Origin of the sequence: Legionella rowbothamii, assembly GCF_900639985.1 — a bacterium.
GTDB lineage: Bacteria > Pseudomonadota > Gammaproteobacteria > Legionellales > Legionellaceae > Legionella > Legionella rowbothamii.
Window position 1 is genome coordinate 199,853 of the sequence record NZ_CAAAIM010000004.1, and the last position, 16,187, is coordinate 216,039.

Consider the following 16,187-nt stretch of genomic DNA (forward strand, 5'->3'; position numbering starts at 1 on the left):
GCTTGTGTTTTATCTAATTAAAAAAACTCAGGTTTAAATAAAACAAACAACAGATAGACTAGTAAGCCAACAGCGATTATTCCCGCAACTAAATAGGTAATCATTGTTCACTCCGTGACAGTTTATCGTAGAAATTGATCAATCCCAGGCACAAAATAAAAAACAATATGGTCATGCTCATGAATAGTAAATCTTCCATAATGATCCTGTTATTTAAGTAATGACCTCTTTTTATTATCTCAAACAATAGCATATGAATGTGAATCTGACGATATTTTTGAAAATACTCTAAGGAAGAACTAAATTTTTTAGCAAAATGAATTTAATTATGCACTTTTATGTTTTAAGATTCCATCTTTAGTTTTTTTTGAGCAAAAAGATGAAAAAATACATAGATCAGTTACACCACGCCATGGAGAATGTTCGCCAAAGGCTTAAAACTGAGAACCTTGGCGCACGCAAAGCGCTGGCTGTCGTAGCGAAAAAGGAGACGCAGATTTTTGAGGAAGAACTTGGTGAGCGAATTGCTCATGGACAAAAAATAGAAGCTGCACGAATTCGCACTGCGCTGGCACAGAGAGATTCTGTCGATCCAATTCATAAGCAAAAAGCTGCCTTATTAAAGACAATAAACAACGTTGGACATTCCTTAACGAGAATATATTTTGATTTATTCGTCAGTAGCTTATCCTTAAAAGAAGGTTTTAATGGGTGCATGGAACATGCATCATTAATGTTTCTTATATTAAACAAAGAATTTTTGTTTGACCCTGACGTACTTATTGAAAGTATGGCGGTGCAGGATAAGATAAACCCAACAATAAACCATAATTTCTTAGTAATTAATCGATGTATCGGCGACTATCCTTTAACTGATATCGCCAGTTGGGGTGATGAATGTCTTGTTGTTGATACTTGGCTGGGTGTGATTGCGGTTCCTGTTGAAATGCCCCAGGGGTCTTCAGTTCATGCTTTTCTTCATGGTCAAGATTCGTGTACGATGGATGTGATATACACTAATCGATTGGGCATGGAACTTTGCGTATATAGTAAAGGCCATTTATTCCATCAGATTGAGCGTGATACCAAACGTCTCCTGCAGGCCGAATTTAAAAAAATCATAGATAAATACACTGGAACATTAGATTTACCATGGTTTAAGTTAACCTCTCCCGCCAGTACAACCACGGCAAGTTCCCATGCGCTGTCGAAGCATGGCTTATTTCCTTCTGCTCGCAGCGTGGATATGAATGAGCAGTTATGTTCGGAAATAAAACATCTTTGTACGGAAAAATATCAGAATGTGCTAGAGGTTATTCAATGTAGCCAATATGCTTTGGCATTGCGTAAAGTCAGTGCTATTGGTCATATAGAACTTGTGAGTATATTATTGCGTTACAAGGATGTATTAGGTTTTGATATTAATGAACCCTCAAAGAGTAATGGAAAGACTGCTTTAGACTGGGCCGTTGCTCATGGTAGTGCTGAAACTATAGCTTTAATTGAAAAGCATGGCGGAAAAAGTGGCTCTGTCGAAAATGACGTCCCAAGCCTGAGTAAAAGGGTTTAAATTCATTCTTAGCAGGAATGGTATGTGGTTCGTTTCGGCATCGCGAGGGATCGCTTTAGCGTCTAGTTTATTTTCCTTAAATTTATGTTATACCTTAATTAATAGACTATAAAAATTATCTAATATGTCTGTGCGACGAGGCCACCTATGAAAAGTCGTTATTGGTATTTGCTGGTTTTTATTTTTCCTCTTTCCGCAATTATTGGTTTTATGTTTGGTGGGATTGCCAGCTTTACCACCTTATTCTTTTTCAGCATGATACTTCCTACCGCCGAATTTTTTTGTGGAGAGGATTATGTAAACCCCTACGCGGTTGAAATCGATTCTCATACTTATTATAGGGCTATTTTGTATGGTGTCGTCATCTGCCAGGTTATTTTAACCTTTTTGGGAGCTTATGCTGCTAGCCATAGTCAGTACTTATTTGAGGTGATTGGCTATTCTGTTGCTGTGGGTATTAATGGAGGAATTGCCTTTTCTGCCGCACACGAATTAATTCATAAAAACAATCGCTGGGATAATTGGATGGGAAATATTGTATTAATTTGTACTGCTACCGGTCATGCGCCCATGGAACATGTGTTGGTTCATCATGGTCCTTTTATTACGGGAACACCCGCGGATCATGTGCATGCACCCCATGGGATGAATTTTTATACCTATTATTTAAAGTCGATGGTAGGGTTGCGTACCTCCGCGTTTACTGCAGAAAAGAAATTAATGCGGCGCAAAGGGTATTCAATATTCAGTTGGCATAATCGCTTAGTGACGTTAAATCTCTGCACGTTTTTATTGGCCCTACTCTTAACAAGTCTTTGGGGGCTTGCAGCACTTTTTTATTTCATTGGAGTGGTGCTCGTTAGTAGTATTGTTATTCTTGGCGCAGCCTATATTCAACATTATGGATTGGAGCGGTTTACGTTGCCGGATGGCAGCTATGAAAAGTTTACTGCCATGCATTGTTGGAATTCTAATTATATTTTAACCAACTATCTGTTGTTCCAGTTACCTCGCCATTCAATACACCATCTGCGCCCTGGTCGTGATTATGAGGTGAGTGTGGATAGTCCAGAAAATCCACAACTGCCTTATGGATATTTTGTATGTAGTTTGCTTATTTTCATTCCTGGGATATGGCGGAGGCTTATGGAGCAACCCGTTCAGGAAAACTTGGAGTTGCGGCGCAAGGCGCTATCATAGCCATTAGACTCAGGATTATATTCATAAACTGTAGGTTGGGCGATGGGCCCAACCTACAGTTTATAATTTTTTTTCCATTGCGCATGAGTCAGAGGATCAACCAAGGATAGATCAACATGATCTTCGGGATTGCGAATCCAATAAGCGTAATCTGCGGCAGCTAGGATATAACGATCACTGGTGCTATCACCATAAGCATAGAGAGTGCCATGTTCTTGATTACGTAGAAGCTCTTTTAAAGCCAGTAACTTTTTCTCTCCGACAAAGCTATGATTAGCTATGTTGCCTGTTAATAATCCTTCGTCAGTTACTTCAAGTTTGGTGGCAATCATGTCATGAATTTCGATTTGTTTGCCCCATGGCTTCATATACAGATCTAAAGAACGGGTAATAATGATATTGCGATGTCCTTGCTCTTTATGCCACACCAGTCGCTGCACAATTTTGTCATAAAGATGATGGGGCATGATTTCTTTAGAAAATTCATCGGCAATCTGAGTTAGTTCTTCCAGTTTTCGCCCTTTAAAGACTGAGCTGACCATTTTATTCAGCGCGTATTCATCACTGAGCCTTGATAAAAATAGTAAGCTCCAGAATGCGTTACGAAAAATAAATTGGCAATACCCTATATCTCCCAGTAAATAACGAAAAAATCTAAGGCCACAAACACCGTCGCTGAGTGTGCCGTCAAAATCAAAAACAGCTATAGGTTGTCGCATAAAATCCCCTAACTGTGTGGGAGCATAATAATAAGCCATACAATAATTGCATTCAGTATTGCCAGCATGACGGCGGCAGAACCAATATCTTTAGCTTTTTTGGTTAATTCATGCCAACTTAGATCAATACGGTTTAATGCAGTTTCCACGGCTGAATTGAGTAGTTCAACGATGGGAACGAATAAAAAGGAGCTAATTAAGGCAATTCGTTCCAATGCTGAATTCCCTATCCAGAAGGCTGCAGGCACAGCAATAAAACCTGTATAAATCTCTAAACGGAAAGCAAATTCCTCTTTGAATGCAACTTTTAATCCGTCTAAAGAATAAAATGTTGCTCTTTTTAGTTGCAATCCTACTTTTGCCAGAAACTTTAGCATTCAATGTACCTTTAAAAATAAACTTAATTTGACCTGGACTCTTAAGATATGTTTAATTTTGGCCCAGGCTCTTCTTTTTTTCAAATTATTAATTAATAGAAACTTGCCAATCATATTGATTGTTTGATCTATTTTTCCTTTTTTGATGCGAGGTGGTTTTTGACAAAATATTTATCATTTGCTAGTTTTTAATAAGATTAATAGAGCTATTAAACCGTGGTTGTATCTATTTATTGTTCTCCGAGGGACCGATGTATGAGCAGCCGTTACAGTAGTTTAGTGAGCTTATTAGAAGCAAAAGCGCAGTCACAACCTGATTTTCCTCTGTATACTTTTTTAGGCAGAAACACGGATGAAAACAGGATTCTAACGCTTGAGAGCTTGGCAGAACAAGCAAGAAAAATAGCGATCTTATTACAAAAGAGTACTCATCCAGGTGAACGCGTTATTATTATCTATCCTCCTGGGCTGGAATTAATTGCTGCCTTTTTTGGCTGTTTGTATGCAGGTATCATCGCGATTCCGGTTTATCCTCCCCATACTAAAGCTTTAGCGAACAAACTGCACCATATTATTCAAAATTCTGGGGCTAGAGTCGCTTTAACCACTGGTGAAATTTTACGTAAAATTAAAAAGTTAAGAATAGTAAAATTATTAAATAAAACACCAGTTCTTGGCAAAATGGTTAATTGTCTTGCTGGCCAATCTTTTGAACGGCATAGTCAATTGCTGGGTTGGGATTTTGAAAAAATGCATTTTCTGGTTACCGACTATTTATCTGATTATTCAGGGGATGGATGGGATAAGCCATTGATTACTGCGGATGCTCTTGCTTTTTTACAATATACTTCAGGGTCTACAGGAAAACCCAAAGGAGTCATGGTTAGTCATGGAAATTTATTGAATAACTTAGCGGGAATGCAGTTACGTAATCGCTCATCCAAAGACGATATTTGTGTTTCATGGCTGCCCCCGTATCATGACATGGGGCTTATTGCTGGAGTTTTGCAGCCTCTGTTTACAGGTTATCCAGTAAAGTTAATGGCACCGATGTCTTTTTTACAACGCCCAGTTGCTTGGTTAGAGGCAATATCCCACTTTAGAGGAACAATTACTGGAGCACCTAATTTTGCTTATGATTTGTGCATTGATAAGATTACGGAGAATGAAAAAAAACATCTGGACTTAAGCAGCTGGCGAATTGCTGCTACAGGCTCTGAACCGATTCGTTGTTCTACTATAGAACGGTTCATCAATGTTTTTGAAGACTGTGGCTTCCAGGCTGCTGCTTTCTATCCTTGTTATGGCTTGGCAGAGTCTACATTAATGGTCACTGCGGTAGATCGTAACGAAGGGGCTCGAAGTCAGTTAGTCGATAATAAGGCTTTAAGTTTAGGACAGGTGCGTTATTGTGATGCAAGCTATCCTTATGCACGTCGGTTGGTCAATTGTGGAAAGCCGGCTGATGATTTTCATGTCCTGATCGTTAATCCTGAGACCCTACAGGTATGTGCTGAGCGGAAAGTTGGAGAAATATGGGTAACAAGTAAAAGTGTCACTCAGGGGTATTGGCAATTGCCTAATGAATCAAAATATTGCTTTCATGCAAAAATTTCTGGTGATGAGCGAACTTTTCTGCGAACAGGTGATTTGGGTTATCTTGCAGAGGGAGCGTTGTATGTTACTGGGCGGCTTAAAGACATGATTATTATTCGCGGCTGTAATTATTATCCTCATGATTTGGAGGAGACGATTAATGGTTGTCATTCCAATGTACGCGTGAATTGTTGCGCCATCTTTTCTGTGGATGAGAATGAGCGGGAATATTTAGTCATCGTTCAGGAAATAACACAGCATGTAGAAGTTGAGGTAGCTAGAGAGATTATTAAAATAATCCGCAATAGAATTTTAAAAGAGCATGGGATTACTGCCGATATTGTGGTGCTTGCTGCACACAAAGCAGTTCCTAAAACAACCAGTGGTAAAATTCAGCGTTTATTATGTAAGAAAAATTATTTGGAAGGTTCATTAGAAATTTTCTATATTGATAGTATCCATGATTCAAGTTCTATATCTAAAATACTTCAATATGTGCGCTTTTGTGTACTGTGAGGGTTGGGGGACAATAGATTAATTCATCAAGGAGGGATGATGTGGGAGTTACGGCAAAAATTGACTCAAAAGCAAGAGATTCAGCAGGATTTGCTGCATCTCATTCATCGTCTCAACCCTACTAATTCCACATCTGAGTTCTTGAGTTTAGATTCATTAGCACAAATAGAGTTATTAACGGCAATTGAAAAAAAATTTGGTATTCGTTTAGCGGATCATGAAATTGCTGGGGCAAATACTTTGGATGATTTAGCGCAAACCATTACATCGAAGCAAAAACAATACAAACGTTTTAGTGCCCCATTAAGTGAGCGGATTGCAGATACACCAGCTTTTTTTAAATCATCACTCATGCGGAGCACCGTACATCGATACATGGCCGGATTTGTCCGTAATCGTTTTGGTATGGAGGTCCTTGGGCGTGAATTTATTCCTTCAGATGGTTCGTTTATTATCGCCGCAAATCATAGTAGTCATTTGGATAGCTTGGCATTGATGGCAGCGGCGGGAGGTACCTTTGATAATTATGCTTTATTAGCTGCCAAAGATTATTTTTATGAGCCTCCTTCGCCGACTCTTTTTTTATTGAAAAAGTTATTTAATTTAATTCCTTTTGATCGAAATCCTGAACCCTCGTCGATGTTAAATAATATCAATAGATGTCAAGCTGCGATTAAGGCAAATAAAAATTTAATTATTTTTCCTGAAGCTACGCGTTCTTTAGATGGTGACCTTCACGCGTTTAAAGGTGGCTGTGCGATGTTGGCTTGGGAATTACAAATTCCTATAATTCCTGCGTATATTAAAGGTGCTTATGAGTGTTTACCTAAAGGAAAAATGTGGCCTAGGAAGGGCAAAATTACTGTCAGCTTTGGTCTGCCAATCGTCATGAAAAATTATGTGTCCAGCGTATCTGAGCTAAACTATCAACTATATAAAATGATTACACAAGAGCTTGAACAACAGATTAAGCAGTTGGGGAGTGCGCTGTATGTTAAGGAGCAACCATGATGAGAGTCGCAGAATTAATTTCTATACCAAGTGATGAGTCTGAGGTTCGCTTTGAAAAAAAAGAACAGAATTTTGCTTTATTTGAGATGCAGGGTTTACGTCCAACTCAAGAGGATGCGGCGGTAGCCTATTGGTACACAGCAGACTCATTTAACTCATTAACCGCGCAAGATATTGGGCATCGTTTATGGACCAGTTATAAACTGATTAATCAACATTGTCTCAAACCTGGTTTTGGTGGCTCTACCGCATCGACCACCATTTATGATGGTGGAGGTAATTTAATTACAGCTACCTTAGGGGATTCGGTGGTTTTTGCCGTGGTCTATTTCCCTAATGGACATGTTGCTTCAGTTGTGCGGTTAAATAAGGTTATTCATCATCCTGATCTCGATCAAGAGCGGTTGACTCAAGTGCGAGGGCTTGTAAAAAATGGGCGTTTGTTGGGACGGTATGGTTCTTTGGCTTTATCAAGGGCACTGGGGGATTATGATTTTATCGAATCTGGGGTTTGTGATGAGGCGCATATTGATATAACACCAAGTGATTTTACCCATGCTCCTGGGATGAAGACGCAAATTATCACTACCTGCGATGGATTTACGGAGCCAGTCCCTGGACAAACGAAAGAAACTCAGGAGCAATGGTTTTGGCAGCAGTTACAGTCTATTGATAATCCTGGGTTACATTCGGAGGCTGAGTTGGCACGGTTGCTTGCTTACAAGGCATTCCATGCCGGCTCAAGGGATAATATTTCCATTTCGGTGCAAGTCTTAGCAAAAAATAAACCTTTTTTAGTGGGAATTTATGATGGACATGGGGGCGATTCAACCTCAACATATATTGCAAGCACCATTGGTAAGGTATTTGAACAACAATGCAGTTTGAGTTCAGAAAGCTATGCGGAGCACGAATTAAGCGTTGATCGAAACTGGCCTATCTTCTCTAGGGATAATTATTAGCATAGCGTAGTATGGAGATTGATTCTTCATAAATGTTTTAAGGTTTTTATGGATTTTATTTGTTTTTACCGTCTGACTAACTATAGTTAAAGGTAGGAAAACACTAGAAATTATAGGAGAGCTATTATGGATAATGCAAATCGTAGTGAGAAATCACATGTTTCTGAAGCTGCTAGTGAATTGCTAAATGAAGGAAAAAAATGGGCTAATGAGGTGTGTGAAGAGGGCATAAATCGTGCCTGCCAAGCAGAAGAGAGCCTTAAAGAATGCTCCGATCAATTATTGAAAAAAATACAAGAAAATCCATTAAGTTCCGTTTTAATTGCGGGCGGGATAGGTTTTTTATTATCTAAGATCTTGAGAAAATAATGGAAGCCTTAAAGCAGGTAGAGGAGCTTGTTTCTACACGAATTAATCTTGTAAAAACGATATTTTCAGTGATGCGTTTGGAGGCAAGGCTGGCGGGCCTTACTGTGTTTCCGCTGGTGCTGAATATCTGCCTGCTGCTCATTGTTTTAATGACTTTTTGGATAGGCATTTCATTATTACTTGGGTATGAGTTTTTCGTACTTTCTAATAATTTCTTACTCTCAGTGGTATTAGTCGTTCTATTTAATCTGGGGGTATTGCTGGCTTTAGCTAAGTACCTTACTTTTAATCTGAAAAATATGAGCTTTGAAAAAACTAGATCCTATTTTTCCCAAAATAAGAGTATGGATGATGAGCAATTCGAGGAAACAGTTACGAGCGCAAATAACCGCGATGGACAAGAAGGTACATCTGCAACGGGCATTGGTGGCGCAGAATAAGCGATATCTGGGATTACATCAGGTGAATTATACGGTGGTTTTGGTGGTTACGGTATTAATTCCTTGTTTGTGGTTAGGTTGGAAGCTCAGTGAAGAAAAATGGATTGATAGAATAACTGCGCAGCTTGCGGAATTACTTACCTTAACTTTCTTCACTTATTTTCGTAAGCAATTGATGGCATTATTGACACCGCAAAAGATAGACCCGTAAAACACGTGAGTAGGTCGGGCTTATGGCCCGACCTACATTTAGGGGCTTTTAAGCGTAATGAAACCCATTAGTAGGTACCAACTCTTCATCATTAGATGGCGTGGTGGTATGCATCGGAGTATGCGCTGTTTTAATACAAGCCTTATTATAGCCTGGCGAGTTCAATATATTTTTCTGACAACTTCCCGCAGTTCTTAGGGCAACCTCTGGGCATTTTTCCAGTAGTGACGCAAATCGGCGGTCCTTTTTCCCTTCACTTTCAATGCATAACTCACCAAACTCATGCCAAAGTCGCTCTATTACCTTGGTGTTAATTGCATCCCAGATAACATTTTCCCCTTTAAACTTAAGTAACTTCATTTGTTCAGCTATTGTACGGTACTCTTCTTCTGTGGCGGGCAATGAATAGGTTTTTGCCTCTTCCTCAATAATCGCGTTCATTTTATTAAGTACAAGTTCGCTATTAAATAGATTTTCGACAGCTTGTTCATAGGGTAAAAAATGTTGGGTCTTGGGCTCATAAATAAAAAACTCACCTTCTTCAATGTCATAATACCAGGCATGAATTTTTAGTTTGCCTGCTTGTAAACGTTCTTTAACTATATCCATAGTATGTAAGTGTTCTATTTGTAAGAGGATATTTTCCTCTGTAAGATATTTTAATTTTTGTGGTGAATCTTGCAATTCAGCATGCTTTTCATGTACCCGCTCCAGAGCGGGTCGAGCGTAAGCATCAAGGAACTCAGCAACGAGAGGTAAGTTTTCTGCAAGATTAGGATTTAATAAGCCCTTCATCGCACCGCAATCCGAATGTCCACAGACAATAATTTCAGTTACATTGAGTACTTTCAGAGCATATTCAGCGGTTGCCCTTTCTCCTGTTGGGTAAGGGACTTTGGGTGGGAAAATATTTCCTGCATTACGGATAACAAACAAATCTCCTGCATCTGCATTGGTTACGTAGGAGGGAACAATTCGGGAGTCAGAGCAGGTGATTAAGAACACATCTGGAGATTGTCCTTTGCTTAAGGAGTGAAATAAGTCACGCTGTTCAGGAAGGTCATAACTTTTAAAATGGCGAATTCCTTTGAGTAGCTTTATGGGCATATATTACTCCTGTTTTTATTCGTAGGCTAAGATTCTCCCCTAAGATAGATTAATTTCCGGCATTTTTGAACACTTATTAAATAAATAAGAACTTAAAATATGCAGCGGGTCGTACTGTTTTTTTAACTCAAGCCATTCAGAATAGCGTGCTCCATAATGATTTTGCCAATAGTCATCCGCTAGTGACTCTCCTAAATACCCCGATAGATAACGTTTTCCCCCTAAAGGTAAAAAAAGTGCATCTAAATATTTGATGGCCTCCACACAACTGGGGGTGAATACCGCAGGTAAGCCAGGATTGATAATCATAAAAGAGAATATATGCGGTTCTTCGGGAATCATTAAAAAGCCAGTTGCTTTACGGTTAACGATGGGGATTAAATGTACTAATGACGCATAGTGGATAGGTAGGGACTCTAAAATTTCTTCTAATTTATTTAACGGAAGCTTAGGGATAAAGCATTCATACCAAGGGTGTTGTAAATCCCATTGGCCACTCATTTTCATGACATTTAAGCGTGTGTCATGACGATGTAAATAAGAGTGAATGTCCTCGTCTTGAGTATGGAGAATTTTCCAAGGCTTCAAGGACAAACTATGAAAATCAGGTGCATGACGATCGTACTCAATCGAGACGTGCAAAGCATAAAGCCATTGCGCGAAGGGTGTTCGACCTGAGACGGTAAGCTTTGCTCCTTGTATGGCGGGAGTGCAAAAGGACTCAACATAATCCGCATAGTTTTGACATTGATGTAAATCATGCAGCCAGCTTTCTTTATCGTCATATGTTAAATAGAATGTTCGTACGGTTTTTTTGCATGATCTTAAGGCAATGCGAGCTCGGGTGATTACGCCAAAATGACCTTGACCTCCTAAACAGGCTTGCATTAACGGGGAATGCCTATCTACCTGTACTAATTCCCCATTGGCAAGGATAACCTCCAATTCGCGCACATGCGCAATTGCACTACCGTATTTAAATGATGATGCGCCTATTCCTCCTGCTGACAGCACCCCACCAATCGATAAGTTGCAGTTATAAGGGAGTACATAAGGAGTAAGACAGTGAGGTAATGAGCGCTGGAGTAAATCGGCCCAAGTGCAATTTGCTTCTACCCAAATGGAATGATGCTCGGGCTCCTGAACCTTATTAAAATGCTTCATATTGAGGATTAATCCTCCAGGAGCCGCTAGTGATTGCCCATTTTGGCTCATGCCATTGCCACGAATGGTGATTGGAAGTTGGTGTTCATGAGCATATTTAAGTAAGGACTGCAGCGCCTCGCGTGTTTGGGGCTCGCAGACTGCTACAGGTTGGGAGTGTACCATCCCACCGAAATCGCGGCCGAAAGGAACCAGCGCCTGCTCATTACTTAGAATGTTTTGCTCTGGTTTTTTTTCCCATTGCATTAGGTGTTGGGTGTTCCACTGGTTCGCAGTTTGCGGCATTTTTTAAGTTCCTTTTTTGGGCTAATTCCAGTTTACGGTTGCATGCAATTACTAATCCATCAAACATTTTAGTAAATGCATCATAACATCGATCAATCATTTGTAGGGCGTCACGTCTTACGTGGGTAGGAACTTTTCTGGAAAATAATTCGCGTTCCATTTCCGTTTCAAATAATGCATGTGCTTTTTCTACATCCAGATGAGTCTTGGAAAAATATTTCAAATGTTCTTCCTCACCTGTTTTTCTCACTTGATCGGCCACTTTTTCAAAGAACACGTGTCCTGACGATTCAAGGGTTAAGAGAAGGGCGATATTCACAATGTCATTTTTGGCATGGAATACTTCAGCAACAAGCGCATAAGCTGCATCACGAGTAGCGCGGGTCTCTCTACTGTAGAGCCAGCTAACCCCATTTTTATTACAGGCTTTATTAATACTGGTTGTTCCCATATATTTTTTATCTTGTAAGAACCAACGGTCATGGCCTGCATCCTCGTGCCGATGATGGCGTGCTATTTTTTTGAGATAGGGATCTGTAACTCGTTCTTCATTAATGCGCAAAATATCTTGGAATGTCATAGTCCAAAAAGTTAATTCTGGAACAAAATAACTTATTTCCTCGAGGCTATTTAACTGTTCTAAAAGATTAAAAAACGGATGTTTTTTAAATTCATTTTGTTTTGAATCAATATAATCTTGAATAAGTCGCATCATCTCTCCCTGTTTTTTATGTGCACTAACTCATGGTGTATGCTAAGTTCTTGTCCTTGATAAGTATGTCTATGCGTTCCCAATCAATAGCTTCAAGGTTGGTCACATTCTTGCAAATTTGATTTAAAAACTCAGTTTGTCTTACACCAATTTTTAGCGCTTCTGCATAAGGTGTATTAGTAAACATGACCAGTACGTGTTTGGAAACGTACTGTTGTGGGTAACGTTGCATGAGCAACAGTTCTAATTGTTTTTTTAAATTAAATTGAGGATCGCGGATATTGGTTTGAATTTCGTGGAAATTATCCATAGACATTTGTGCTACCGCATCTGTATTGGGCTTTCTGGAGTGATAAAAGGCGGGCATTACTTGAGTCCAATCATCTTGGTATTTATCGAGCAATGTGTCTAAAATACGACAATCTTCGAAAGCGCTATTCATACCTTGGCCGAAAAAAGGGACGACGCCATGCGCTGCATCACCAAGTAACAGGCAGTGATTTTGATAATGCCATGAGTCACATTGAATGGTGCTCATGTTACCTGTTGGGTGTTCGGTAAACTCATGCAGTAAATTGGGCATGACCTCATAGGCATCAGAAAACTCTTCTTTAAAAAAGGCATTAATTTTTAATTCATTATTTAATTCAGCGAAGCTATTTTTTCCTTCATGAGGTAAAAATAAGGAACCTGTAATGGAGTGATCGCGATTAGGATTACCTAATAATAAAAAGGCATTCCTAGGCCATAGGTGTAAATATTCATGTGCGAGTTCGTGTTGACCTGGAGCACCAATGGACAATTCTTTATATCCGTAGGATAAAAAGCTTCGCGTTGCTTTAATCAAGCCATGGGCACTTAATTGCTCTCGTACGCAAGAGTTAACTCCATCGGCGCCGATTAAGTATTGGTAGGGGAAACTTAAATGCTCTTCATGAAGGGTTTTAAAATACAAGACTTTCTTTTCAAGATCTAGATGAGATAATTTGCTATTAAAGCTAAATCGTACATTGGGATATTTTTCTGCTTCATTAAGTAACAGTTTATTTAATTCATTGCGTTCAACTGCATTAATGTATTCTTCATGATGGCGGCCAAAGGATTGGTATTTTATTTGTCCTTGAGCGTCATGAATTGCTCGAGCTCGCATGGGAACCATTAACTGTGCTACTTCCTGCATAATTCCGACACCGGCAAGACCTGTAATTCCGCGGCAAGATAAGGCAAGATTTATGGAGCGTCCATCATGATTTTGAGTTAATCTGAGATCGGGTCTTGCATCAAAAACATGGAGCTTGTATCCACGTTTTGCCAGGTAGAGTGTAAGTAGGGTTCCGGATAAACCAGCCCCAATAATGCTTATCTCCTTCATTCCTATCTCCCTGATACATGAACTCTATAGGTATGGGAGCAAGAATTGTGCCTGGTTGGTAGGAATTGCTTTGGGATTAAGCCATATTAAGAATGTTATCGAATTACCGGGGGCAAGCCACGGTAATTCGGTCTTCTATTATTGCTTACAAATAATCTCTTAGAACCTGCCCCAAATCTTCAGCCTTTTGAGGTGGAGAAAAGTAATATCCCTGAGCATAATCACAGCCATGCCTCATAATAAACTCCCGTTGCAATTCCGTTTCTACTCCTTCGGCCAAAACCTCTAGATTTAGACTATGGGATAAGTTAATAATTGCGCGGGCGATGGCCGCGTCACTTTCTTTATCTACTAATTCGGTAATAAATGAGCGGTCAATTTTTAATTTATCTACGGGAAATTGTTTTAGGTAGGCCAAACTTGAATAGCCTGTACCAAAATCATCAATGACCACTTTAATTCCCATATCTTTGAGTTCATACATTGCATCAACAGCATGTTTTATATTATCTACCAAGAGGCTTTCGGTAAGTTCTAACTCAAGAAATTTAGGTGATAAGCCTGCTTCGGCAAGAATTTTTCCAATCATTTCTGGCATCCCTGGCTGTCGTAATTGCCGGCCAGAAATATTTACCGCCATGGTTAAATGAGAGTAGCCTTGTTGATGCCAGCGAACGAGTTGCTTGCATGCTTCTTCCATTGCCCACAATCCAATTTCTAAGATCAAACCATTTTCTTCAGCAACGCCGATGAAATCATTGGGTAGGACCATTCCTAAAATGTGACTATTCCAACGTAATAAAGCTTCAAAGCCAATCAATTTATTTTCTGATAAATTGATTAATGGTTGATAGAGTAAATGAAATTCTTCTTTTTGCAGTGAATCACGTAAAGCATTGTTAATTTGCATGCGATTAACAATTTGCGTGTTCATTTCCTTGTCATAATTATGGTAGGTATTACGCCCATTGTCTTTGGCATGATACATTGATAGATCCGCGCTTTTCATCAACGATTCATAATCATTACCGTCCTTGGGGAAATAGCTAATGCCAATACTGCCGGTTATTTTGAGATTATGTTCGTCAATTGTAAAGGGCTTTGCTAAGGAGTTGAGTATCTTGTCGGCAATTTGATGCGCTTGCTGCTCTGTATGGATGTCTTGCAATAAAATAACAAATTCATCGCCTCCTAGACGGCTGACGGTATCAATATCGTTGGTTGCGAGAAGCAATCGATTTGATACAGCCTGCAAGAGTCGGTCGCCCATGCTATGGCCTAAGGTATCGTTGGTTAATTTGAAATGATCCAAATCTAAGAATAAAAAGGCTAACATGGCCCCTTTCTTTTTCGCCTGTAAAATTGCTTGATCAACACGGTCGATTAAGAGAACTCGATTCGGTAATTCGGTGAGGAAGTCATGTGTTGCTTGCTTGATTAGCTGCTCTTCCATCTTACGACGTTCTGTAACATCATTGATAAGACAGATATAATGTTTCACTTTGTCAAAGGAATCTCGCACTGGTGCTACACTGATTTCACACCAAAAAATTTCACCATTTTGTTGATAACTTTCAAGTTCAACCGTTTCTTCGCGTAATTCTTTTATTGCTAAGATGATGCGCTTGTGGTTCACATGCTGAGTTTTATTCGCATGCAAGAACGTAAGATCTTGGCCCAAAAGCTGCTCTTCGGAATAGCCTGTGATACGCTCAATAGCTTTATTAACATAGATAATAGGGAGATTAGGCTTACTAATATCGAGGATGGCCACGCCATGGGTACTTGCTTCAATCGCACGTTCACGAATACGAAGCTCATCTTCATGCATTAATTTTTTGGTGATGTCTCTAAAACTATATACGCGCCCGACAATTTCCACACCGACACGTTGGGGTTGCGTATAGCGCTCGAAAATACGCCCGTCTTTGAAATGTAATATAGGCAGTTCACCTTGCCAGTCAGGGTTGTCGTAAAGAAAATTGACATCGGAAATTAAACCTTCAGGATTAATTAACTGCTCTAGAATGTATTCGAAGCTAATGCTTTCTGTCCCAACTTCTAGCATAGAGGTGGGAATACGCCACATTTCCACGAATTTTTGATTCCAATCGACAACTTTACCTTGGCCATTTACCATCATGATGCCATCAGCGGTTGACTCAAGAGTGGCGCGCAGTAGGGAGAGTGACTTTTCTAGTTCAATATTTTTTTCAAAAAGGTTAACCGCTTTTATCGTAATGTTTTCTGAAAGTGGGGCCGGGATGGAGCGTTGAAACTCAGGTTGAGTATGAAACCATTGTTCTAAAAGTGCAGGTAAATTGGGTGTCGGGGAAATCATTCCTAATTCTTCACATACATTCGTAATGGAGGGTATTTTTCCTTGCTTTTTGACGGAACCGGCTGCCTGAACAACCTTAGTGTAGTCTGTTTCTTTTAAAGCCATGCGTTATTAATTATCCATTACGGTTAGAAAAATTCAGTTTAAATCATATATTTCTTAAATAATACAGTTTACCACTTTTTATTGATTCGCTCGAGAGTTCAGGTTCTCCATGATAAATTCGAGTGTGCGT

16 protein-coding genes are annotated in these 16,187 nt (G+C 39.5%); 8 read left to right on the forward strand and 8 right to left on the reverse strand.

From position 1 onward, the window contains the following. Positions 1-17 precede the first annotated feature (17 nt). A complete protein-coding gene (gene kdpF, locus E1P08_RS17750; RefSeq protein ID WP_207387355.1) occupies positions 18-104 on the reverse strand; it encodes a K(+)-transporting ATPase subunit F in 87 nt (28 codons plus the stop codon). 275 nt (positions 105-379) lie between these two features. Between kdpF and E1P08_RS09020 the strand changes: the two genes are divergently transcribed. Continuing rightward, complete coding sequence (locus E1P08_RS09020; protein ID WP_133136700.1) at positions 380-1,570, forward strand: ankyrin repeat domain-containing protein; 1,191 nt, start codon at positions 380-382, stop codon at positions 1,568-1,570. Positions 1,571-1,717: 147 nt separating this feature from the next. Beyond that, positions 1,718-2,770 carry an alkane 1-monooxygenase gene (locus E1P08_RS09025; RefSeq protein ID WP_133136701.1) on the forward strand — a complete coding sequence of 351 codons (1,053 nt, stop codon included), beginning with the start codon at positions 1,718-1,720 and terminating at the stop codon, positions 2,768-2,770. Between the two features lie 53 nt (positions 2,771-2,823). Here E1P08_RS09025 and E1P08_RS09030 read toward each other — a convergent pair whose 3' ends face one another. Together E1P08_RS09030 and E1P08_RS09035 are read right to left on the reverse strand one after the other, a co-directional pair. After that, positions 2,824-3,489 (reverse strand): HAD-IB family hydrolase, encoded by a 666-nt coding sequence (locus tag E1P08_RS09030; protein ID WP_165485135.1) that lies wholly within the window; start codon positions 3,487-3,489, stop codon positions 2,824-2,826. Between the two features lie 8 nt (positions 3,490-3,497). Next, positions 3,498-3,866 carry a diacylglycerol kinase gene (locus tag E1P08_RS09035; protein WP_133136703.1) on the reverse strand — a complete coding sequence of 123 codons (369 nt, stop codon included), beginning with the start codon at positions 3,864-3,866 and terminating at the stop codon, positions 3,498-3,500. 255 nt (positions 3,867-4,121) lie between these two features. Between E1P08_RS09035 and E1P08_RS09040 the strand changes: the two genes are divergently transcribed. The 6 genes from E1P08_RS09040 (at position 4,122) to E1P08_RS09065 (ending at position 8,971) form a co-directional block, all read left to right on the forward strand. Next, a complete protein-coding gene (locus E1P08_RS09040; protein ID WP_133136704.1) occupies positions 4,122-5,978 on the forward strand; it encodes a fatty acyl-AMP ligase in 1,857 nt (618 codons plus the stop codon). 36 nt (positions 5,979-6,014) lie between these two features. Further along, complete coding sequence (locus E1P08_RS09045) at positions 6,015-6,989, forward strand: 1-acyl-sn-glycerol-3-phosphate acyltransferase (RefSeq protein WP_133136705.1); 975 nt, start codon at positions 6,015-6,017, stop codon at positions 6,987-6,989. Further along, positions 6,986-7,951 carry a PP2C family serine/threonine-protein phosphatase gene (locus E1P08_RS09050; RefSeq protein WP_133136706.1) on the forward strand — a complete coding sequence of 322 codons (966 nt, stop codon included), beginning with the start codon at positions 6,986-6,988 and terminating at the stop codon, positions 7,949-7,951. The genes E1P08_RS09045 and E1P08_RS09050 overlap by 4 nt, the downstream gene beginning before the upstream one ends. Before the next feature lie 126 nt (positions 7,952-8,077). After that, entirely contained in the window at positions 8,078-8,320 is a 243-nt protein-coding gene (locus E1P08_RS09055; protein ID WP_133136707.1) for a hypothetical protein, read from the forward strand. Continuing rightward, complete coding sequence (locus tag E1P08_RS09060; protein WP_133136708.1) at positions 8,320-8,760, forward strand: hypothetical protein; 441 nt, start codon at positions 8,320-8,322, stop codon at positions 8,758-8,760. The genes E1P08_RS09055 and E1P08_RS09060 overlap by 1 nt, the downstream gene beginning before the upstream one ends. A 22-nt stretch (positions 8,761-8,782) precedes the next feature. Continuing rightward, positions 8,783-8,971 carry a hypothetical protein gene (locus E1P08_RS09065; RefSeq protein WP_133136709.1) on the forward strand — a complete coding sequence of 63 codons (189 nt, stop codon included), beginning with the start codon at positions 8,783-8,785 and terminating at the stop codon, positions 8,969-8,971. Positions 8,972-9,019: 48 nt separating this feature from the next. Here the strand turns inward: E1P08_RS09065 and E1P08_RS09070 are convergent, their stop codons facing one another. From E1P08_RS09070 to E1P08_RS09090, 5 genes are all read right to left on the reverse strand, one after another. Continuing rightward, positions 9,020-10,078, reverse strand: a complete 1,059-nt coding sequence (locus tag E1P08_RS09070) for a carbonic anhydrase (protein ID WP_133136710.1) — start codon at positions 10,076-10,078, stop codon at positions 9,020-9,022. 39 nt (positions 10,079-10,117) lie between these two features. After that, on the reverse strand, positions 10,118-11,527 hold the full coding sequence (locus E1P08_RS09075; protein ID WP_133136711.1) for an FAD-binding protein: 1,410 nt from the start codon (positions 11,525-11,527) through the stop codon (positions 10,118-10,120). After that, on the reverse strand, positions 11,448-12,239 hold the full coding sequence (locus E1P08_RS09080; RefSeq protein ID WP_133136781.1) for a hypothetical protein: 792 nt from the start codon (positions 12,237-12,239) through the stop codon (positions 11,448-11,450). Before E1P08_RS09080 ends, E1P08_RS09075 begins: the two co-directional genes overlap by 80 nt. A 25-nt stretch (positions 12,240-12,264) precedes the next feature. Beyond that, positions 12,265-13,611: an FAD-dependent oxidoreductase gene (locus E1P08_RS09085; protein ID WP_133136712.1), complete on the reverse strand. Its 1,347-nt coding sequence runs from the start codon at positions 13,609-13,611 to the stop codon at positions 12,265-12,267. Between the two features lie 145 nt (positions 13,612-13,756). After that, complete coding sequence (locus tag E1P08_RS09090; protein WP_133136713.1) at positions 13,757-16,057, reverse strand: sensor domain-containing protein; 2,301 nt, start codon at positions 16,055-16,057, stop codon at positions 13,757-13,759. Between the last annotated feature and the right edge of the window lie 130 nt (positions 16,058-16,187).